The sequence below is a fragment of the Mycobacterium scrofulaceum genome (assembly GCF_001667885.1).
Lineage (GTDB): Bacteria > Actinomycetota > Actinomycetes > Mycobacteriales > Mycobacteriaceae > Mycobacterium > Mycobacterium scrofulaceum_C.
Genome location: NZ_LZJW01000030.1, coordinates 32,513 through 53,586, shown reverse-complemented (window position 1 = coordinate 53,586; position 21,074 = coordinate 32,513). Strand labels below are relative to the sequence as shown.

Annotated in this window: 20 protein-coding genes and 2 pseudogenes; 15 read left to right on the top strand and 7 right to left on the bottom strand. The window is 66.5% G+C overall.

Annotated elements, in window-relative coordinates:
* The first annotated feature begins 19 nt into the window (after positions 1-19).
* Positions 20-760, top strand: coding sequence for an SDR family NAD(P)-dependent oxidoreductase (locus A5681_RS03625; RefSeq protein ID WP_067269456.1), 741 nt, complete (start codon positions 20-22; stop codon positions 758-760).
* A gap of 14 nt (positions 761-774) precedes the next feature.
* Here the strand turns inward: A5681_RS03625 and A5681_RS03620 are convergent, their stop codons facing one another.
* Positions 775-2,478, bottom strand: coding sequence for an MOSC and FAD-binding oxidoreductase domain-containing protein (locus A5681_RS03620; RefSeq protein WP_067269454.1), 1,704 nt, complete (start codon positions 2,476-2,478; stop codon positions 775-777).
* Positions 2,479-2,700: 222 nt separating this feature from the next.
* On the opposite strand from A5681_RS03620, the gene A5681_RS03615 reads away from it, so the two are divergent.
* From A5681_RS03615 to A5681_RS03585, 7 genes are all read left to right on the top strand, one after another.
* Positions 2,701-3,573 carry an alpha/beta fold hydrolase gene (locus A5681_RS03615; protein WP_067269452.1) on the top strand — a complete coding sequence of 291 codons (873 nt, stop codon included), beginning with the start codon at positions 2,701-2,703 and terminating at the stop codon, positions 3,571-3,573.
* A 77-nt stretch (positions 3,574-3,650) separates the two neighbouring features.
* Complete coding sequence (locus A5681_RS03610; RefSeq protein ID WP_067269450.1) at positions 3,651-4,340, top strand: TetR/AcrR family transcriptional regulator; 690 nt, start codon at positions 3,651-3,653, stop codon at positions 4,338-4,340.
* Entirely contained in the window at positions 4,337-5,011 is a 675-nt protein-coding gene (locus A5681_RS03605; protein ID WP_067269449.1) for a TetR/AcrR family transcriptional regulator, read from the top strand. Before A5681_RS03610 ends, A5681_RS03605 begins: the two co-directional genes overlap by 4 nt.
* 142 nt (positions 5,012-5,153) lie before the next feature.
* Positions 5,154-6,200, top strand: coding sequence for a zinc-binding alcohol dehydrogenase family protein (locus A5681_RS03600; RefSeq protein WP_067269448.1), 1,047 nt, complete (start codon positions 5,154-5,156; stop codon positions 6,198-6,200).
* 40 nt (positions 6,201-6,240) lie between these two features.
* On the top strand, positions 6,241-6,921 hold the full coding sequence (locus A5681_RS03595; RefSeq protein WP_067269447.1) for a haloacid dehalogenase type II: 681 nt from the start codon (positions 6,241-6,243) through the stop codon (positions 6,919-6,921).
* A 27-nt stretch (positions 6,922-6,948) separates the two neighbouring features.
* Positions 6,949-8,403: a dihydrolipoyl dehydrogenase family protein gene (locus tag A5681_RS03590; protein WP_067269445.1), complete on the top strand. Its 1,455-nt coding sequence runs from the start codon at positions 6,949-6,951 to the stop codon at positions 8,401-8,403.
* 3 nt (positions 8,404-8,406) lie between these two features.
* On the top strand, positions 8,407-8,865 hold the full coding sequence (locus A5681_RS03585; protein ID WP_067269443.1) for a cupin domain-containing protein: 459 nt from the start codon (positions 8,407-8,409) through the stop codon (positions 8,863-8,865).
* On the opposite strand, the gene A5681_RS03580 is transcribed toward A5681_RS03585, so the two are convergent.
* Positions 8,859-9,296 (bottom strand): VOC family protein, encoded by a 438-nt coding sequence (locus A5681_RS03580; protein WP_067269442.1) that lies wholly within the window; start codon positions 9,294-9,296, stop codon positions 8,859-8,861. The genes A5681_RS03585 and A5681_RS03580 overlap by 7 nt on opposite strands.
* A gap of 64 nt (positions 9,297-9,360) precedes the next feature.
* Between A5681_RS03580 and A5681_RS28105 the strand changes: the two are divergent.
* The 4 genes and pseudogenes from A5681_RS28105 to A5681_RS03565 all read left to right on the top strand — a co-directional run.
* Positions 9,361-9,433: pseudogene (locus tag A5681_RS28105) on the top strand (hypothetical protein); the annotation flags it as partial.
* A gap of 174 nt (positions 9,434-9,607) precedes the next feature.
* Positions 9,608-10,072, top strand: a complete 465-nt coding sequence (locus A5681_RS03575) for a YbjN domain-containing protein (RefSeq protein WP_067269440.1) — start codon at positions 9,608-9,610, stop codon at positions 10,070-10,072.
* 251 nt (positions 10,073-10,323) lie between these two features.
* The gene (locus tag A5681_RS03570) at positions 10,324-11,139 is read left to right on the top strand and encodes a lysophospholipid acyltransferase family protein (protein ID WP_067269438.1); all 816 of its coding nucleotides are present in this window, start codon (positions 10,324-10,326) and stop codon (positions 11,137-11,139) included.
* Between the two features lie 72 nt (positions 11,140-11,211).
* Positions 11,212-12,591, top strand: a complete 1,380-nt coding sequence (locus A5681_RS03565) for a WS/DGAT/MGAT family O-acyltransferase (RefSeq protein WP_067269436.1) — start codon at positions 11,212-11,214, stop codon at positions 12,589-12,591.
* On the opposite strand, the gene purQ is transcribed toward A5681_RS03565, so the two are convergent.
* The 3 genes and pseudogenes from purQ to A5681_RS03550 form a co-directional block, all read right to left on the bottom strand.
* Positions 12,588-13,262, bottom strand: coding sequence for a phosphoribosylformylglycinamidine synthase subunit PurQ (purQ, locus tag A5681_RS03560; protein ID WP_067269434.1), 675 nt, complete (start codon positions 13,260-13,262; stop codon positions 12,588-12,590). The genes A5681_RS03565 and purQ overlap by 4 nt on opposite strands.
* Positions 13,259-13,498: a phosphoribosylformylglycinamidine synthase subunit PurS gene (gene purS / locus A5681_RS03555; protein ID WP_067269430.1), complete on the bottom strand. Its 240-nt coding sequence runs from the start codon at positions 13,496-13,498 to the stop codon at positions 13,259-13,261. The genes purQ and purS overlap by 4 nt, the downstream gene beginning before the upstream one ends.
* 61 nt (positions 13,499-13,559) lie before the next feature.
* Positions 13,560-14,296: pseudogene (locus A5681_RS03550) on the bottom strand (ATPase).
* Here A5681_RS03550 and A5681_RS03545 point away from each other — a divergent pair.
* Positions 14,273-14,911, top strand: coding sequence for an MBL fold metallo-hydrolase (locus tag A5681_RS03545; RefSeq protein ID WP_067269425.1), 639 nt, complete (start codon positions 14,273-14,275; stop codon positions 14,909-14,911). The pseudogene A5681_RS03550 and the gene A5681_RS03545 overlap by 24 nt on opposite strands.
* 51 nt (positions 14,912-14,962) lie before the next feature.
* On the opposite strand, the gene A5681_RS03540 is transcribed toward A5681_RS03545, so the two are convergent.
* Together A5681_RS03540 and A5681_RS03535 are read right to left on the bottom strand one after the other, a co-directional pair.
* Positions 14,963-16,630, bottom strand: coding sequence for an FAD-binding dehydrogenase (locus tag A5681_RS03540; protein WP_067269423.1), 1,668 nt, complete (start codon positions 16,628-16,630; stop codon positions 14,963-14,965).
* Positions 16,631-16,678: 48 nt separating this feature from the next.
* Positions 16,679-17,383, bottom strand: coding sequence for a DUF2334 domain-containing protein (locus tag A5681_RS03535; RefSeq protein WP_067269421.1), 705 nt, complete (start codon positions 17,381-17,383; stop codon positions 16,679-16,681).
* 146 nt (positions 17,384-17,529) lie between these two features.
* Here A5681_RS03535 and A5681_RS03530 point away from each other — a divergent pair, with 146 nt between their 5' ends.
* Both A5681_RS03530 and A5681_RS03525 read left to right on the top strand, forming a co-directional pair.
* Positions 17,530-19,149: a DHA2 family efflux MFS transporter permease subunit gene (locus A5681_RS03530; RefSeq protein WP_067269419.1), complete on the top strand. Its 1,620-nt coding sequence runs from the start codon at positions 17,530-17,532 to the stop codon at positions 19,147-19,149.
* 215 nt (positions 19,150-19,364) lie between these two features.
* Entirely contained in the window at positions 19,365-20,996 is a 1,632-nt protein-coding gene (locus A5681_RS03525) for a DHA2 family efflux MFS transporter permease subunit (protein ID WP_067269418.1), read from the top strand.
* Positions 20,997-21,074: the final 78 nt, after the last annotated feature.

Genomic DNA, 21,074 nt, shown 5'->3' with positions numbered 1-21,074 from the left:
CTCCCGGAGGCAGAGTTCGATGGCAACAACAATGGCCGGCTCCACCGCGTTGGTGACCGGAGCCACATCCGGTATCGGCCGCGAGATTGCGCTACAGCTGGCGGAACGCGGGGTGGCGGTGGTGGTGCACGGCCGCAGCGCCGAGCGCGGCGCCAAGACGGTCCGTGATATCGAAAACGCCGGTGGCACGGCCCGTTTCGTCGCGGCCGACCTCAACGACGCCGACGACGTGCGCCGCCTGGCGGCCGAGGCGGGACCGGTCGACATCCTGATCAACAACGCCGGCATCTACGAATTCGGAGCCACGATAGAGACGGATGACGCGGTATTCGACGAGCATGTGAGTGTGAACCTGCGCGCGCCTTACATCTTGGTCCAGCAGTTGGTGCCGGGCATGATCGAGCGCGGCGGCGGCTCGGTGGTCAGCGTGAGCACCGTCGCGGCTTCGGTGCCGGCGAGCGGTGCCGGCATCTATGGCGCCACCAAGGCCGGCCTCGAATTGCTGACCCGCGTATGGGCGGATGAGTTCGGGTCAGCAGGGGTGCGCGTGAACGCGATCTCCGTCGGACCCACCGACACCCCCGGTACCGCGGCGCTACCCGGCATGCTGGAGGCGGTTGCGGCCACCACCGCGTTGGGCCGACCGGCCGATCCGAGTGAAATCGCCAGCGTGGTCGTCTTTGTCAGCGCCGCCGACGCCAGCTACATCAATGGCGCCGTCGTGCCCGTGAGCGGCGGTCAACGCGCGATCAGCGCCTGAGGCAACGGTTTTCGCTACAGGTCCAGCACGAGCTCGGTTTCCGGAGCGGCCGAGCAGATGAGCACCGTGCCCTGCTCGGGCGGCTCCAGAGGTTGCTGGACGTAGGCGGTTCTGCCGGCAACGACGCCGGTGACGCACAGATGACAGACGCCGCTTCGGCAGGAAAACCGGGTGGGTACGTCGCAGGCTTCCGCCAGCTCGAGGATGCTTCCGTATGCGGACGACCAGGTGACCGTCAGGCCGCTGCGCGCGAACGTGATCGGCGGCCCCGTCCCTGGAAGCCCCGCTGGAGGGTGCGGCGCGTTGCGCGGGGTGTCGTCGACGACGCCGGGGTTGATCGGCGGCAGGGCGCCGAAAAGTTCGCTATGGATCCGCTCGGGGGCCAGACCGCCGGCGGCGAGTGCGTCGCGCATGTCGCTCATGAACTGGGTTGGGCCGCAAAGGTATGCAGTGGCACTGGCCGGGATACCAAGCGCCGCGATGGCGGGGCGGTCCAACCGGCCTTGGGTCTGCGTATAGAACACCGACAGCCGAGCACTCGGCAGGGATTCGACCAAACTGGCGACTTCCGTTGCGAATGCTTGCGTTTCGCGGTTACGGGTGGTGTGCAGCCACCAGATGTTACGGTTGCTGCCGGCCGCCGCGAGCGCGTGCAGCATGGCCAAGACGGGTGTGATGCCGATTCCCGCCGACATCAGCACCACCGGGCCGCCGCCGTCGGCGAGGCAGAAGTCGCCGCGCGGGGCAGCGGCCTCGACGACCGAACCCGGCTCGACGTGCTCGTGCAGCCACGAGCTGACCAGACCGTGCTCTTCCCGCTTGACGCTGATGCGGTAGCGCCCCGCTGCGGGGTCCCCGGAGAGGGAGTAACTGCGCAGCGGCGCCGGCGCACCGGCGCCGGGGATTCGCACCGTCAGATATTGCCCCGCCAGCGGCGCCGGCAGCGCGGAATGGTCCTCGGCCTCCAGCTCGATGGACATCACCTGTGGGCTTTCCCTGCGCACCCCCGTGACCCGCAAGGGCCGAAACCCAGCCCACGCGGGTATCGCGGCCGCAGGCTCGGAGGCCGATCCCTGCGGTGATGCGAGCATGTCCCGGAACGACTGTTGCCAGCCCGGACTGAGCGCGGGGACGTCGATGATCTTGTGGAGGAGCTCGAGATCACGGTCCGGCAAGTACAACAGCGCATCGACGTCGGCGACGCTGAGCGCATGGCGACCGCGGCGGGTACGCACGATGTCATCACCCGCGCGCACCTGCCCTTCGGAAATCACCCGAAAGTAAAATCCTGGCCTGCGTTGGGAGACAAGAAGATTCGGCATCCTGGGTTCGTTGAGGCGCATTCCAACCCGGAAGCAGGTGACGCGGGGTTGGGTGACCTCGAACTCGGCTTCACCGATACGGTAGCGGTCACCGATGCATACCTCGTCGTCGGGCAGCCCGCTGATGGTGAAGTTCTCCCCGAAGTGGCCCGGCACGAGGTCGTCGCGGCCCAGATATTTCTTCCAGAAGTCGTATGACTCGGTCTGATACACCATGACGGCGCGCTGCTCGCCGCCGTGGCCACCGAGGTCACCCTGACCGTCGCCGTCGATATTCAGCCGACGTACCGTGACCGGCCCTTCGACAGGAGTTTTCCAGATTCCCGTATAGACGGTCTTGTCCCGCCACTGCACGTTCTGGGGCAGCCCCACGTTCACCGATATCAGCTTGCCCACCGGGCCACCTCCGCAGGCCCTGACTGGAGGGCTGGCTCACACTATGCCAGCCAGAAGCCAACGGCAACATCGGACGACGACATCGCTAGGTGCGGCGCCGCGACTGTTGCGCGGAGCGCGATCCGGTGCATACTGGGTTGCATAACCCAGAACCTCGGCTCAGCGCGGCGTTCGTTGAAATTCGTCGCTCAGCGTTCGAGGGCGAATGCAGGGAGGAACGCCATGGCGGCTGTCCATCATCGTTACGTCACCGTCGACGGTCACCGGCTGTTCTTCCGCCAAGCGGGCGACCCGAACCATCCCGCGCTGGTGCTGTTGCACGGGTTTCCCACCAGCTCCTACATGTTTCGCCATCTGATCCCGATGCTGGCCGACCGCTACCACGTGATCGCACCCGATCACCTGGGCTTCGGGCTATCCGACGCGCCGTCCGCCGAGGAGTTCGACTACACCTTCGACGCGCTGACCGACCTCACCGCCGCACTCCTGCGCGCCGCCGACGTCGACCGGTACGCGATATACGTCCAGGACTACGGCGCGCCGATCGGCTGGCGGCTGGCGCTGCGCGACCCGTCGTCGATCACCGCGATCATCACCCAGAACGGGAACGGCTACGACGCGGGATTCGTCGACAGCTTCTGGAAGATCGTGCGCGCTTACCAAAGCGAACAAACGCCCGAGACCGAGGACGCGGTCCGGCAGTTCCTCACACTGGATGCCACTCGATGGCAATACGTCACCGGCGTTGCCGACGAGACCCTCGTCGACCCCGAATCATGGCACCACGATTACGCGCTCATATCGCGACCGGGCAACGATCTGGTGCAGCTGAAATTGTTGCGGGACTACGCAACCAACGCGCCGCTCTACCCGCGCCTGCACGAATACTTCCGCGCCAGCCAGGTACCGCTGCTGGCGGTGTGGGGCCGCGGGGACGAGATCTTCGGCCCGGCCGGCGCCCAGGCGTTCGCCGACGACCTCCCCAATGCCGAGATCCGCCTGCTCGACGGCGGACACTTCCTGCTCGAGTCCGCACTCGACGAGGTAGCCGAGCTGATCGGGGGCTTCCTCGCCAGGGCCGACATCGCTGCCTGACCGCGCCCGCCGGCCGCCGGAGCATCAATGGGTTGGATATCCCATAGTTCGGGGCGGCCGAGGGTTAGCCTGACGCGATGGCCCATCCCGATGTTCGCGACGAACAACGGTTGACCGCCAAGGGGCGTGCCACCCGGGATCGCATCGTGGAAGCGGCCGCCCGGCTGATCGTCACCGAGGGCCTGTCGGCTGCCAACATGGAGAACGTCCGCAGGGCGGCGTCGGTCAGCGGATCACAGCTCGCCCACTATTTCGCCGATAAGGCCGCACTCATTCGCGCGGTCATCCGACGCCAGATCGGGGTGGTTCTCGACTTTCACCGCCAGCCCAGGCTCGGAGGTTTGACCACGTTCGACGACTTCGAGCGGTGGGGCGATCTCAACATGCGATATCTCAGGCGCATCGGCTATTTCGGCACGCCGACCTACCACGCTCTCGCGGCCCAAGTGGCGAAGTCGGACGAGCCGACGCGGGAAACGCTGGCCACCGGCTATTGGCAGTGGATCGACCTGCTCGAGGCAGCGATCCGGCGGATGAAAGATAACGGCGTCTTGGTCGGTTCCGCTGACCCGAGACGGTTGGCAATGGTCATCGTCGCCGCACATCAAGGTGGTGGCACCCTGGCCTTCACCTACCGGGCGGAATGGCCGCACGCCGACGCGGTGCGCTTCGCGATCAACTACCTACGCACGTTCGCCACCGATCCGAACGAGCGAGCGCCCCGGCCGGCACGGCGTACCCGGCGCCGGGCGAGGACCGCCACGTGAATACCGAGAGCTCGCAACGATTTACCCGCAAGGGATTGGCGACGCGCGCACGCATCGTTGACGCGGCCGCGCGGCTCATGTTCGAGCGCGGCGTCGCCAACACGAGCATCGAGCAGGTACGGCGTGCGGCCCGAGTGGGCGGCTCGCAAATCGCGCATTACTTCCGGGACAAACGCGAGCTGACCCGTCAGGTCGTTGCCACTCGCCGCGACGACGTGCGCGCGTTCCACACCCAGCCACCGCTGGGTGCCCTGGACAGCATCGCCGCCCTGCAGGCCTGGGCCGACGCCTGCGTCGCCGAAGCCGACGCCGTGTATCGGGTCGGCGGTTGCGTCTACGGCTCCTTGGCGGGCGAGCTGATCGACTCCGACGACGAGATCCACGACGAGCTCTCCGCCGGTTACGACCAGTGGATCGAGCTGTTCGAGACCGGTCTTGATGCGATGCGCCGGCGCGGCGACCTGCGCCCCGACGCGGACCCGCGACACCTGGCGGTGTCGTTGGTTGTCGCTCACCAAGGCGGCGCCATGCTGACATACGCCACCGGGGATGCGGAACCGCTGCGCGCCGCTGTCAACGCCGGCGTCGACTACGTCCGCTCCTTCACAACACAGGCACGCGCGCGCCGAGCCACCTCGACGCGGCAGCGCGGCGCGGAACGATCCAAGTAGGCTCATGACTTCTCTGGACAGAATGGGATAGCTAGCCCATAATAATTGGGTTGGTTGGCCCAGTAAGGTCGGCGACGGCTCACCGGTTCGATGGGCAAGCCCGATTCCCCAACGCCTGCTGAAGATTTGGGAGGAGCGGCACGTGTCCACCACCAATGCACCCGAGGTACCCACCGCACCCGCGGTAGTCCGTGAGCGGCCCGGCGGGGAAACCATGCGGGCGATCATCCTCAAGGGATTCGGCGGCCTGGACAGCCTGGTCCACACCGACATCCCAAAGCCCCTGCCCAAGGACGGCGAAGTGGTGATCGAAGTCAAGGCCTTCGGCATCAATCACGCCGAGCTGCACATGCGCCGGGGCGAATGGGCCGAAGCCGCGGAGGTCAGTGGCATCGAATGCGTCGGCATCGTCGACTCGTGCCCGAGCGGTGAGTTCCGCGTGGGCGCCAAGGTGGCGGCGCTGATGGGCGGCCTCGGCCGAACCATCAATGGCAGCTACGCGCAGTACACCCGCGTGCGGGCGGCGAATGTCGCCCCCATCGAATCCGATCTGCCCTGGGCAGACTTGGCCGCGCTGCCCGAAACCTTCGCCGTCGCATGGACGTGCCTCTTCCGTAATCTCGACCTCGAGGCCGGGCAGACTCTGGTCCTGCGCGGCGCGACCTCGTCGCTCGGGCAGGCCGCACTCAAAATGGCCGTCGCCGCCGGCGCGCGCGTCATCGCCACCGCCCGAAGCCACGGCCGGTTTCCCATGCTCGAGGGGCTGGGCGCGTCGCGTGTCGAATTGGAAAGGCGCGACCTTGCCGACCACCTCCCCGAGGCCAAGCAAGTCGACGCCGTCCTGGATTTGGTCGGCAACAGCACCATCCTGGATTCTCTCGACATGCTGCGCCGCGGCGGAACGGCCTGCCTGGCGGGATGGCTGGGCGGGCTGGACCCGATCGGGGATTTCAATCCGCTGTTGCGCATGGCGAGCGGGGTCAATTGGAACTTCTTTGGCAGCTTCGTCTTTGGGACTCCCGGCTTTCCGCTGTCGGACGTCCCCCTGCAAGACATCGCGCGCCAGGTCGCCGACGGTGCGCTGGAGGCCAGGCCGTCCCGCGTCTTCGCTTTTGACGAGATCCGCGAGGCGCACCGCGTGATGGAAGCGGGGCAGGCGGGCGGCAAGATGGTCGTCGTTCTGCAATGAGGGGCTCACGGTCCCATACTGAAAAGATCGAGGCCTGACAATGCGCGTACCCTCCGTACTGGTTTTCGACGTCAACGAAACCTTGGTTGACATCGAGTCACTCGCACCACTTTTCACCGAACTGTTCGGCGATCAGCGGGTGCTCCGCGAGTGGTTCGCCCAGCTGGTCATGTACTCGATGTCCGCGACATTGGCGGACAGTTACGTGGACTTCTCCACCCTGGCCCAAGGCGTGCTTCGCATGGTCGGCGATATCCACGGCGTGGCCGTCTCCGACGATGACGCGCACCGCCTGAAGGCCGGCTTACTCACCATGCCGGCCCACCCGGACGCGGTGGAGGGGCTCACCATGTTGAAGAACAACGGTTTTCGTTTGGTCACGCTGACCAACTCACCACCCAACCCGGACGGCCCGACCACGCTGCAGAGTTCCGGGCTGGCCGAATTCTTCGAACACCAATTGAGCGTCGACGCCTGCCACGCCTTCAAGCCGTCGCCAACCGTGTACCGATACGCGTGCGAGACGCTCGAGGTGGCCCCGGCCGACTGCATGATGGTGGCCGCTCACGTGTGGGACACCCTTGGGGCCCAGAATGTCGGCTTCAGCACTGCGCTCATCACCCGCCCCGGCAATCCACCGCTGCCCGTCGACGCGCTGCCCCAACCGAACCTGGTAGCGAAAGACCTGCGCGAGCTGGCCGCGAAGCTCATCGCCAACTGAGGACAACCCGGGGGAGGACCACGGACCATGGCAGCACACGAGGAAGCCGGCTACGACGTCATCGTGCTTGGCGCCGGACCCGTCGGGCAGAACGCCGCGGAGAGCGCCCGGGCGGCGGGCCTGAGCGTCGCGCTGGTCGAGCGCGAACTCGTCGGCGGTGAGTGTTCCTATTGGGCCTGCGTTCCCAGCGAAGCAATGCTGCGTCCGGTGATTGCCGTATCGGAAGCCCGCCACGTCGACGGCGCCCGTGAGGCGGTCCGCGGGCGCATCAGCGTTGCGGGGGTCTTCGGCCGCCGAAACCGCTACGTCAGCAACTGGGACGACACCGGCCAGGCCGACTGGGTCGGCGGAATCGGGGCCACCCTGGTACGCGGCCATGGCCGGTTGGATGGCCCCCGACGAGTCGCGGTCACCGCGCCCGACGGAGCCACGTCCGTGCTGACCGCGCGGCACGCGGTCGTGATCTGCACTGGAAGCAAGTCTTCCCTACCCGACGTGCCCGGCATCGATGAAGCCAGGCCGTGGACCAACCGCCAAGCCACCGACAGCGGCTCCGTTCCCGAGCGGCTCGCTGTCGTAGGCGGCGGTGGCGTGGGCGTCGAAATGGCTACCGCGTGGCGGGGATTGGGATCTCAGGTGACCCTCCTCGCGCGGGGGCAGGGCCTACTCCCCCGGATGGAGCCCTTCGTGGGTGAACTCATCGGCCGCGGCCTCGCCGATGCTGGCGTGGATGTGCGCGTCGGCGTATCGGTCCGCGCGCTGCGCCGGCCCGACGGCGGGGCGGTGACCCTCGAATTGGACGATGGCTCCGAATTAGAAGTCAGCCAAGTGCTTTTCGCGACGGGCCGGGCACCGCTCACCGACGACATCGGTCTGCACACCGTCGGGCTGGCACCCGGCGACTGGCTCGAGGTCGACGACACCTGCCAAGTGCGAGCGATAGAAGACGGCTGGCTGTACGCCGCGGGTGACGTCAATCACCGGGCCCTGCTGACCCATCAAGGGAAATATCAGGGCCGCATCGCTGGAGCGGCCATCGGAGCGCGGGCCGCGGGCGCCCCGGTGGACACCGCGCCGTGGGGTAGGCACGCAACTACCGCCGACCATCACGCGGTGCCGCAGGCCTTCTTCACCATCCCCGAAGCAGCCGCGGTCGGGCTGACGGCCCGGCAAGCCGAACGGGCCGGGCACCGGGTGCAAACCGTCGATGTGCAGATTGGCGACGTCGTGATGGGGGCCAAGCTTTATGCGGACGGGTACTCCGGACGGGCAAGGATGGTGGTGGATCTCGACCGCGGGCGCTTGCTAGGGGTCACATTGGTCGGGCCGGGGGTCACCGAAATGCTCCATTCCGCCACCATCGCCGTTGCGGGCGAGGTGCCCATCGACCGGTTGTGGCACGCCGTGCCCTGCTTCCCCACGGTCAGCGAGCTGTGGCTGCGGCTCCTCGAGGCGTATCGGGATGCGTCGGACCATAATTGAGGCATGGCCACCGCGGACGGATTCCACCCCGATTTCGACGAGACAACGACGCAGTCCACCCCCAATCGGGTGCACCTCGTCAAGGCGGGGGACATCAGTTCCGACACCGCGCAATCCGAGGGACTCCGCCGGTTCGCCGCGCTCAGCGGAACGTCGGTCGGTGCCGAGAAGTTGTGGATGGGAGAGACACACGCGTCGCCCTCGACCGTCTCGTCCAACCACCACCACGGCGACTCCGAAACCGCTATCTACGTGCGCAGCGGCCACCCGGAATTCGTCTTCCACGACGGAGACCAAGAGGTGCGCATCTCGACTTCACCCGGTGACTACGTGTTCATCCCCCCGTATCTGCCGCACCGGGAGGAAAACCCCGATCCGAACACACCGGCGGAAGTCGTCATCGCGCGCAGCACCCAAGAGGCGGTCGTGGTGAACTTGCCGGCGTTGTATCCGCTTCAGTAAACGGCGATTTCGACGAGATTCCCGTCGACGTCGCGGCAGTAGTGCGAGGTCATCGGACCCAGAGCCCCTGTCCTGGCGACGGGCCCCGCAACGATCTCCGCTCCGGAGCGCACGAGGTGGGCACGCACCTCGTCCGGGCTGCACCGAGTGATGAAGCACAAGTCCTCGGACCCGGCCGCTTCGACCGACCCGGTGACCCATTCGGGATCGTCGCGCAGCGCCCCGACGGGCCGCAGGTTCAGTTTCTGCTCCCCGAACCGCAGGGCGACTCGGTTGGACGACCCGAACGTTTCCCGCCGCATCCCAAGAACCCGCTCGTACCACGCCGCGGTGGCCTCGACGTCTCGGCAGTTCAGCACCACATGGTCAATCCGTTCCACATTGAGCCCCACGTTCGGCCTCCCTACGGCTGGGCGAAAACCATTCGGCATCAGACTAATCCGACTTGGTGCAACGCGTTCGACGACGGCAACCGCGGCCACCGTCACGCATTAGCGCGTGCCGCGCGGCGGGCGGCTGCCCAGTGAGCGGGCTGATCGATCGCTCCGGTTTGAGCCGGGTGACCGTCTCCTCAACGACCATGCCGGGTCCCGGCGCCGGGATCGTCGAGCGGCGCCGCACTGACTGACCTCGGCGGCCGACGCAAGTCGCCCCGACCGCTCAGCCAATTCTCAACAGATTCTTCGGTGACTCATGGCTTGCCTCCCAGCATCCGCAAAGCCACTGGCCGCAGCATATTTCCATGACGAACGAGCCCATGTGCGCGAACCTGGTCGAACGGTACCTGCGCGCGCGAGGGCGGCGCTATTTCCGCGGCCACCACGATGGCGAATACTTCTTCGTGATCGGCGCCCACCGGCGCCTGCACGTCCATCTCGAGATCTCGCCCGCGCACGGCGATGTGCTGATCATCCGGGTGACTCCCGGCTGCTTCTTCCCCGCCACCGAGCGGCCCTGGCTGGTGCACTTCTCGGACACGTGGAACCGCCAGGATCGCGAAGTGACGGCGATCGTGCACGGCTCATCCGATCCGCAGCGGATCGGCGTGGTGGCGCGCAGGTCGCACTGGATCCGACGGAACGTCTCGTTCGATGATTTCGCCGCCTTCGTCGACCGCACCATCGCGGACGCGACCGACCTGTTCGACGAATTGAGCCCGGCCGTCGTGCTGCCGACGGCACACCCGTTGCTGCGCGACGCGGGCTGACGCATGCGATGGGGCGGACCCCCGCCGAACGCTAGCGACGTCTCCGTTCCGCGCCGATGAGCCGACAAAACCGAAATCCGGAGTGCCAACCGCCGTTTGAGGCGTGCCGCCCGGCGCGAAAACCGTCCAGCAAACGGATATGACATTCTCCTATTTGGAGAGTAGCCTATGTCGTGCAGGTACGGGGGTTTGAGATCTGGGTCACACCGGCAATCAATAGCAAAACGGATTGAGACGAACGGCGGGGAGCCATGGCGGGCAGCGGCGTTGAGGTGACCGACAACCACGAGACCACCAAATGGGACCCCGTGTTCACCGAGCAGGTCAGCAAGGCCCTCGGACCGCTCATCAAGCGGTGGTATCGCGCCGAGGTGCGCAACATCGATAACGTCCCGCCGTCCGGCGGCGCGTTGGTCGTCTCCAACCATTCGGGCGGCATGCTCACGCCGGACGTGTTGATCTTCTCCCCGGCGTTCTACAACAAGTTCGGCTACGACCGCCCGGTCTACACGCTGGGCCACTACGGCATCTTCATGGGCCCGCTGGACGGCTGGCTCCGCAGACTCGGGGTCATCGAGGCCAGCCGTGAAAACGCCGCAGCAGCGCTGCATTCTGGTGCCGTGGTGCTGGTCTTCCCCGGCGGCGACTACGACTCCTACCGGCCCACCTTCAGCGCCAACACCATCGACTTCAACGGCCGCACCGGCTACGTGCGCACAGCCATCGAGGCCGGGGTGCCGATCGTGCCCACCGTGTCGATCGGGGGCCAGGAGACACAGCTCTTCTTGAGCCGCGGAAATTGGCTGGCGCGCAAGCTGGGGCTGACCAGGGCGCGCATGGACATTTTGCCGGTGAGCTTCGGGTTCCCCTTTGGGCTCAGCGTGATATTCCCGCCGAACCTACCGCTGCCCGCCAAGATCGTCACCGAAGTACTCGAACCGATCGACGTCACCGCTCAGTTCGGTGGTGATCCCGACATCGACGAAGTCGACGCGTACGTGCGCGGGGTCATGGAGTCGGCCCTCAAACGGCTGGCCGGTCAGCGCCGGCTGCCCATCCTCGGCTGACCCCACGAAACCGGGGGTCGGCGACATGCGAAATCCACTGCAGCGCAAGGTGATCGCGTGGCGGGCTGAGGCATGAAACGGCTGAACGGCATGGACGCGATGCTGCTCTACAGCGAAACGCCCAACCTCCACACCCACACGCTGAAAGTGGCGGTCATCGACCCCGCTGACTCCGAGTTCGGCTTCGACGCATTCCGCGGCCACGTGCGTCGACGGTTGCACCTGCTGGAACCGCTGCGCTACAAGCTCGTCGACATTCCCTGGCAGCTGCATCATCCGATGTGGCAGGAGGACTGCGCGGTTGACCTCGACTACCACCTGCGGCGGGTACAGGTCCCGGCTCCCGGCGGGCGGCGAGAGCTCGACCGAGTGATCGGCGAGGTCGCGTCCACGCCGCTGGACCGCAGCCGCCCGCTGTGGGAGTTTCACTTCGCCGAGGGCCTGGCCGGGGGACGGTACGCGCTGATAGGCAAGGTCCATCACGCATTGGCCGACGGTGTGGCATCCGTGAACCTGTTGGCACGCGCCATGGATCTCGAGGACGGGCCCACCGACGAGCGCGACAACGACGAAGCGGGCGTCACCGCGTCGGCCGCCGACCTGCTGCGCGCCGCCGCTCGCGATCACGCCCGGCAGATCGCCGAACTCCCCGGGCTGCTCAGGGACGCCGCCACCGGATTGACGCGGGTGCGCCGCCGGTCCAAAGAACGCGGGGCACACCCGGATCTGGCCGAGGCCTTCGACGCTCCACCGACGTTCCTGAATCACGTGGTGTCGCCCCAGCGGCGGTTCGCCAGCGCGACGCTGCCGCTGCCCGACGCCAAGGTGACCGCCAAAGCGCTGGGCATCACCATCAACGACCTGATACTGGCCACAGCGACCGGCGGACTGCGCACGCTGCTGCTGGCCTACGACGGCGCGGCCGATCGGCCGCTCATCGCCTCGGTGCCGACCGCCACCGACAAGTCGAACCGCGTTACCGGCAACGAGATCAGCGGTCTGATGATTTCGCTGCCGGTGCACGTCGCCGATCCCGTCGAGCGGGCACGGCTGGTGGCACTGGCAACCCGGATCGCCAAGGAAGATCACGAGATCCTCGGCCCGGAGCTGTACGGCCGGCTGATGGCCTACCTGCCGACCGCCGTCGCCCCGGCCGCGTTTCGCTGGCTGGGTCGGCGCGACGCCCCCAACAAGCTGATGAACGTCGCCGTCTCGAGCGTGATGGGTCCGCGCGAGCGCGGCCATTTCGGTGGCGCGACGGTCAGCGAGATCTACTCCACCGGGGTGCTATCACCGGGCGCCCCGGTCAACATCACCGTCTGGAGCTACGTCGACCAGCTGGGCGTCGCCGTGCTCACCGATGACCGAACGTTCAAAGATCCGCACGAGGCGACCGACGCCATCTGCGCATCGTTCGCCGAATTACGCGCCGCGGCAGGGGTTTCCGCCTAGACCGAAAGCGCCGCGTCCAAAACCGAATAGAACAGGCCCAGTCCGTCGTCGGACGGGCCGGTCAACGCTTCGATGGCGTGCTCGGGATGCGGCATCAGTCCGACCACACGACCGTTGGCGGAGCTGACGCCGGCGATGTCATGCAGTGAGCCGTTGGGATTGTCGTGGTAGCGGAACACCACCCGGCCCTCACCCTCGAGCTCCTCGACGACGTCGGCGGGCGCCACGTAGCGGCCTTCGCCGGACTTCAGCGGCACCAGCAGGTCCGCGTCGGGCGCGAAACGCGACGTCCAGGCCGTCGATGTCGACGCCACGCGCAACCACACGTCGCGGCAGACGAAGTGCAAACCGACGTTACGGGTCAGTGCCCCCGGCAACAGCCCCGCCTCGCAGAGGACCTGAAACCCGTTGCAGATGCCCAATACTGGCATGCCGCGGTTCGCGGCGGCCACCACTTCGCCCATCACGGGGGCGAACCTGGCGATCGCGCCCGCGCGCAGGTAGTCGCCGTAGGAGAAACCGCCGGGCACCACCACCGCGTCGACACCCTTGAGGTCGGCGTCGGCGTGCCACAGGCTGACGGCCTCGGCACCGACACGCCGCACCGCGCGGGCGGCGTCGACGTCGTCCAGGGTTCCGGGGAACGTGATGATGCCGATCCGCGCGTTCACTGAGTCTCCCGGCTGATCGTCCAGTCCTCGATCACGGTGTTCGCCAAAAGGGTCTCCGCTATGTCGGCGAGCACGGAGTCGTCGACGGTTTCGTCCACTTCGAGTTCGAACCTTTTGCCCTGTCTGACTTCTGAGATCCCCGGATGACCCAGCCGGCCCAGCGCGCCGACAATAGCCTGACCCTGCGGGTCGAGAATCTCCGCTTTGGGCATCACATGAACGACTACCCGGCCCACCGGCGCTCCTCCTCAGATTTGTCTCCGCGCCAACTCTACCGGCGAAAGCGCAGCTGGGCCGCTACGGGCACGAGGCAATGTAGGCATCACACAGGGGCGCAGTCATCGCGTTCAGCACCGGGTCGTCGGCCATGGCAGGCCAAGCGACCTGCGGCGGCGCCGACGACCAGAGTGTGAGCTCGGTGATCGTGCTGCTCGACGGGTGGGCGACCAGGTACGTATGCATGATGACGGGGCCGCTGATCACCGCGGCCATCCGATTCGATTCGTCGGTGGTGATCGACGGGGATTGCAGCGGTGCCCGCTGCTGGCAGGAGCGCAGCGCGGCAACGGCAGTGCTGAACGCCGAAGACGCGATCGCGCCGCCGTTGGCGGTATCGCCGCGCCAGTGCAGGATCTGCGCCTGCAACTGCCACTGCCCGTCGGGATGGGTGACGGTCGCGCGCGCCGCGACCGCCGAGTCGCGGGGGTCGTGCGGCACCGGGGCTGTGGCGCACAGCTCCTCGAAGCGGAATCGGGGCCCGGGCGCCGCGCCGGTCACCTGCGCCGCCAGCCCCGCCAGCGCCGGCCAGCCGTAAACGGGGTCCAGTGGCACGGCTCGTCGCTGCATCCAGGCGGAATCCGGAATCTGGTCGCATACGGGCGGGCAAGCCTGCGGCTCGGCATGTGCGGGCACCGCGACGATGAACGCCACCGCGAGGCCGCCGACCACAACCATGGTCGCCAGGATCACCCGCATCGGCATCACTCTCCCGTCAGGGCACAATCGTAAACATGCAACTGACGCATTTCGGCCACTCCTGTCTACTTGCAGAATTCGACCACACCCGCGTGCTCTTCGATCCCGGAACGTTCGCGCACGGTTTTGAGGGCATAACGGGGTTATCGGCCATCCTGATCACCCATCAACACCCCGACCACGTGGACGGGGCTCGCCTCCCGGCGCTGCTCGATGGCAACCCGGGGGCGGCGCTGTACGCCGACCCGCAAACCACCGCCCAGCTCGGGGCGCCGTGCCAGGCGGTGCACGTCGGTGACGAACTGCGCATCGGTGAACTGACGGTGCGCGCCGTGGGCGGCAAACACGCCGTCATCCACCCGGAAATCCCTGTGATAGAGAACATTTCGTTTTTGGTGGGCGACGGTGACCATCGGGCCAGGCTGATGCATCCCGGTGATGCGTTGTTCGTGCCCGACGAGCCGGTGGACGTGTTGGCTACGCCGGCGGCCGCCCCGTGGATGAAGATCTCCGAGGCCGTCGACTACCTGCGCGCGGTCGCCCCCGCGCGCGCCGTGCCCATCCACCAGGGCATCATCGCCCCCGACGCGCGGGGCATCTACTACGGCCGACTCACCGAGATGACCACCACCGACTTCCAAGTGCTTCCCGAAGAAGACGCGGTCAACTTCTGACTCGGCCGAGCGTCATGCCCGCGTGACGTTCGGCGCCGCCGCTCGGGCGCGCTAGGCGATATCGTCGCCGACACCGCGGCCGGCGGATCGCCCGGAGAATATGCAGCCCCCCAGGAAGGTGCCCTCCAGGGCGCGGTAGCCGTGCACGCCGCCGCCGCCGAACCCGGCCACCTCACCCGCGGCGTACAGCCCTGTCAGCGGCGTTCCGTCGGCCTTCAGCACGCGGCCCGCCAGGTCGGTCTCTATGCCGCCCAACGTTTTGCGGGTCAGGATGTGCAACTTGACCGCGATCATCGGCCCCGCCTTGGGGTCGGTCAGCCGGTGCGGTGCCACCACCCGGCCCAGCCGGTCGCCGAGGTAGCCGCGCGCGGCGCGGATGGCGGTGATTTGTCCGTCCTTGCTGAACTTGTTGGCCACCTCGCGGTCGCGGGCGGTCACCTCGGCCTCCACGGTGGCATAGTCCAGCGGCGCCACGTTGGGCAGCTTGTTCATCGCGGTCACCAACTCGCGCAACGAGTTTGCAGTTACGAAGTCCACTCCGCGGTCGACGAATGCCTGCACCGGCCCGGGTGGTCCGGAGCGCGCCCGGTTACGCAGCAGCTCTCGCAGGCTCTGCCCGGTCAGGTCGGGATTCTGCTCCTGCCCGGAGAGCGCGAATTCCTTCTCAATGATCTTGGCGTTCAACACGAACCACGTGTAGTCATACCCGGATCTGGTGATGTATTCCAACGTGCCCAGGGTGTCGAAGCCGGGGTAGAGCGGTACCGGCAACCGCTTGCCGGTCGCGTCCAGCCACAGCGACGACGGTCCGGGGATGATGCGGATGCCGTGCATCGGCCAGATCGGGTCGTAGTTGGTGATGCCCTCGGTGTAGTGCCACATCCGGTCCGGATTGATCACCCGGGCACCGGCCCGCTGGGAGATTCCGATCATCCTGCCGTCAACGTGGGCGGGCACCCCGCTGAGTAGCTGCTCGGGTATGCGGCCCATGCGCTGGGGCCAGTTCTTGCGCACCAGCTCGTGGTTCCCGCCGATGCCGCCGCTGGTCACGATGACCGCGGGTGCGCGAAATTCGAATTGCCCCACGGGAGTTCGCGACGACGCGACACCCCTGGGTGCGGCCGAAGGCTCGAGGACGGTGCCCCGGACGCCGGTCACCGCCCCACCCTCGACGATCAACTCGTCGACCTGGTGGCGGTGCGCGAAGCGCACAGTGGAGCGGTCCCGCAGCTGACGGGCGAAGGTCTCAACCAAGGCGGGCCCGGTGCCCCAGGTGATGTGGAAGCGCGGGACCGAATTGCCGTGTCCCTGTGCGTCATAGCCGCCACGTTCGGCCCAGCCCACCAACGGGAAGATCTTCAGGCCCCGGTCACGCAGCCAACGGCGTTTCTCCCCCGCGGCGAAATCGACGTAGGCGTGCGCCCATTGCCGTGGCCAGTAGTCCTCGGGCCGATCGAACGCCGCGGTTCCGAGCCAGTCTTGAAGCGCAAGCTCGTGGCTGTCGCGGATCCCCAGACGGCGCTGCTCGGGGCTGTCGACGAAGAACAGGCCGCCGAACGACCAGAAGGCTTGCCCACCCAGGTTGGCGCTGCTCTCCTGGTCGAGGATCAACACCCGCAGGCCCCGGTCCACCAATTCGCAGGCGGCCACCAAGCCTGCCAGCCCCGCGCCGACGATGATGGCGTCGGCACCGAACCCCGCGGCCGAAGAATCGCTCATGTCCGACCAGGGTAGTGCCCGAGCGGAGCGGGTTGAGGAGACGCTTCGTCAGGCCGCGTCGAGAATGGCCTTATCGCGCTGCCAGCGGTACACGGTCGGAGCGCAGCCGTGCATCAACGACAAGTCGACAGCGTCGACCATGGCCTGCAGCGGCCCAGGTTTGCGCAAGTGGCGGGCGGCCACGGCGACGCGCACGACGCCGCCCCGGCGGGCGATCCGCTCGGCGGACAGCACCACCATCCGGCACCACCACGGTTCGGTGAGAAAGCCTTCGCCGATGCCCAATACGCGCGAGCGCACGGTGGTGTGCCGGACCAAGTCGGTGATGCCGTGCAGATCCGCGAGCAGCCGAAAGCCGTTGTCCGGTAAGGCTTTGACAACGCCCGGCGACACCACCCAGCCGGGCGCCGCGAACAGCCGGGTGCGCAGCCCGAGGTGCTCGAGCACCCGGTCGGCGGCCATCAGCCGCAAGTTCGCCTCATGCGCCCGCAGGATCGCGAATTCACCGCGGCGCTTCTTGGTGGCCGCATCGTCATAGCCGTGCAGCACGATCGCGTCACCACCGGACCTCCGGTCGGTCAGCCATTCGACGGTGCGCGGGTCGCGGTCGAGTCGATAGTCACCACTGAGCCGGGGAGCAACCAACAGCGACACCGGGACATTGCGGGCATCCATTTGAGCGCAGAACGCCTCAACGTCAGCGAGGGTGCGTTCGCCGATCCCCGAGACCGAGACGATCAATTTTCCAGCCACACCCGCAGTTTGACGATCTCAGGTTGCGGAACGGTGAAGGACACGCAGACGGCAGGCGTATATCGACACCGAAAGGCCGCAGGTCGTGCGGGCTGAGCGCCGCCCGGAAAGGGGCCGTGGGCAGACCGCGGGTGAATCGGTTCGATATGCTAAGCAACGCCATGGATCAGGCCCCGTACGTAGCGGCCGACACTCCGCTGCCTTACGACCCCGCCCCGCCGCCGGGCGCGGGCGAACGGGACTATCCCGACAAGCTGGACGCCGGCCTGTTGCGGATTTCCGGCGTCTGCATCCTGGCCACCGTCATGGCGATCGTGGACGTCACCGTGGTCAGCGTCGCTCAGCGCACTTTCATCGACCAATTCGGGTCTTCACAGGCCGTTGTCGCATGGACGATGACCGGCTACACGCTGGCGTTGGCGACGGTCATACCGATCACCGGGTGGGCGGCCGACCGATTCGGCACCAAACGGCTTTTCCTGGGCTCGGTGCTCGCCTTCACCCTGGGCTCCCTGCTGTGCGCGCTGGCCGCAAATATCTTGCAGCTCATTGTCTTTCGGGTTGCCCAAGGGATCGGCGGCGGGATGCTGCTGCCCCTGAGTTTCATGATCCTGACCCGGGAAGCGGGCCCGCGTCGACTCGGCCGCCTGATGTCGATCCTGAGCATCCCGATGCTGCTCGCCCCGATCGGCGGCCCGATCCTGGGCGGCTGGCTCATCGACAGTTCGAGTTGGCGGTGGATCTTCCTGATCAACCTGCCGATCGGAGTCGTCACCATCGCGCTCGGGGCGATCATCTTTCCCCGGGATCACCCGGCGCGGTCGGAGACCTTTGACCTCGTCGGCGTGCTGCTGCTGTCACCCGGCCTGGCCACGTTCCTGTTCGCGATGTCATCGATCCCGCGATGCGGCACCGTCGCCGACCGACGCGTGCTCATACCGGCCGCCATCGGCCTGGCCTTGATCGCCGGGTTCGTCGCGCACGCGTGGCACCGCGCCGATCACCCCCTGATCGATCTGCGGTTGTTTCGTAACCCGGTGCTCACCCACGCCAACGTGACGATGCTGGTATTCGCCGGCGCCTTCTTCGGCGCCGGCCTACTCCTGCCGAGTTACTTCCAGCAGGTGCTGCACCAGACCCCGATGCAGGCGGGCCTGCGGATGATCCCGCAGGGACTCGGCGCCATGCTGACCATGCGTCTGACAGGGCCATTGGTGGACCGGCAGGGGCCCGGCAAGATCGTGCTGGTCGGTATCGCGCTGATCACCGCCGGACTCGGCACGTTCGCCGTCGGCGTGGCCAGGCAGGCGGACTACATGCCCACGCTGCTGATCGGCTTGGCAATCATGGGCCTGGGAATGGGCTGCACCATGATGCCGTTGTCAGTCGCCGCGGTGCAGGCGCTGGCCCCGCACCAGATCGCCCGGGGCACGACACTGATGAGCGTCAGCCACCAGGTGGGCGGATCGGTCGGCACGGCCCTGATGTCGATGATCCTGACCAATCAGTTCAATCGCAGCGAGAACATCGTGGCCGCGAACAAACTCGCGGCGTTAAAAGAGCAGGCCGCGCTCAGCGGAATCCCCGTCGATCAGTCCGCGATACCGCGCCAGACGATGAGCGCCGGCTTTTGGGACAACGTGGTGCATGACCTTTCCCGCGCCTACACGGCGGTATTTGTGATAGCGGTGGTGTTGGTGGTGTTCACGATCATTCCGGCCTCTTTTCTGCCGAAAAAGCCCGCGAGCCAAACGGTGGGCAGTTAGGGCGAGGCCCTGTCGGCGCCCACGAGGCCGCGGGCCGTCCGCAACCATGGGTACAGCAGCGACATACGCAACCCAAGCTCGATCAACGCGTTGACGCCCGGCTCCACACGGGCCGACGCATCGTGTCCGACCGCCAGCCCCACCCCTGGCCAGCGCGTAAAGGCACTGGTGAACGAAACGCCTAAAAGCTTCTACGGAAGGGTACCGGTATAGATATGCTCGGCAGCACCATGCAGAAAGCCTTTTCCGCCACTTCAGATGACACGGGCGGTCCGGATAGCGGTTCCGCTTCAACCAAAAAATCGGGCGCGGACAAACACGAGTCTCCCGACAGGCTTGACGCTGCGCTGCTCCGCGTAGCCGGCGTGTGCGGGCTCGCTTGCATCATGGCGATCTTGGACAACACAGTCGTACTGGTCGCGCAACCCACTTTCCTGGCCGAATTCGGCTCGACCCAGGCCATCGTCTCCTGGACGATCGCGGGCTACATGCTCGCTTTTGCGACCGTGATTCCGGTGACCGGCTGGGCAGCCGACCGATTCGGCACCAAACGGCTTTTCATGGGTTCGGTGCTGCTGTTTACGGTGGGCTCGTTGATGTGCGCGTTCGCGCCGAACATCCTGACGCTCATCGTCTGTCGGGTGCTGCAGGGTATCGGTGGCGGCATGCTGTTGCCCCTGAGTTTCGTGATCTTGACTCGCGAGGCCGGCCCAAAACGCGTCGGCCGCCTCATGGCAGTCGGGGGCCTTCCGATTCTGTTTGGGCCGATCGCCGGCCCGATTCTCGGTGGTTGGCTCATCGACGCCTACGGCTGGAAATGGATTTTTCTGGTAAACCTCCCGGTTGGCGTCGCCGTGTTCGCTCTAGCAGCCGTCATGTTCACCAAAGATCGCTCGACGCCGTCGGAGGCATTTGACTTCGTCGGAGTACTGCTGCTGTCGCCCGGTGTAGCAGCTTTCCTTATCGGGGTTTCGTCCATTCCAGGCCGCGGAACGGTCGCCGACCGCTACGTGTTAATCCCGGGACTGGTCGGGTTGGCTTTGATCGTCGCGTTCGTACTGCATGCCTGGTATCGAGCGGACCACCCACTGATTGACCTGCGGCTCTTCCAGAATCGAGTGGTCACACAAGTAAATGTGACATTGCTGATATTCGCCGTCGCCTTCGTCGGAGTGGGGCTGCTGGTTCCGAGTTATTTCCAGGTCGTACTGCATCAGACGCCCATGCAGGCGGGTCTGCACATGGTGCCGGTCGGAGTCGGTGCCCTCGTGACCATGCCGCTCGGCGGGGTAATCGTCGACCGACGAGGACCGGGCAAGATCGTGGTCGTCGGCCTTGCGCTCATGACCGCAGGGCTCGGTTTGTTCACTTTCGGGGTCGCCCAGCAGGCTGCCTATCAACCGACACTGCTGGCCGGGCTGACGATTATGGGCCTGGGCATAGGCCTCACCACGACGCCACTCAATGCGGCGCTCATGCAGTCTCTGACACCACATCAGATTGCTCGCGGGACGACGCTGATGAGCGTCAACCAACAGATAGGTGGGTCGACCGGAGCCGCCTTGATGGCTGTGATATTGACCAATCAATTCAATCACAATGCATATATCAGCAGTGCGAATAAATTGGCAGCGCTGCAGGATAGCGCGACGCGGCGCGGTCAGCCGATTGATCCATCCACCATTCCGCGGCAAACGACCGCCCCCGACTTCGCGGGTAATCTACTGCACAGCCTTTCGCACGCTTACACAGTGGTCTACGTCCTGGCTGTCGTGTTGGTGGCGTTGACGATCATTCCGGCTTCGTTTCTGCCAAGGAAGGCAGCGAGTCAGAACGTCGCCGAGTAGGCCGCCCATGACGACCGTTCCGGCCCGTTATGTCCCGCAGGGACGGCAGGCCGAGCACACCAATTCTGGACCAGCCAC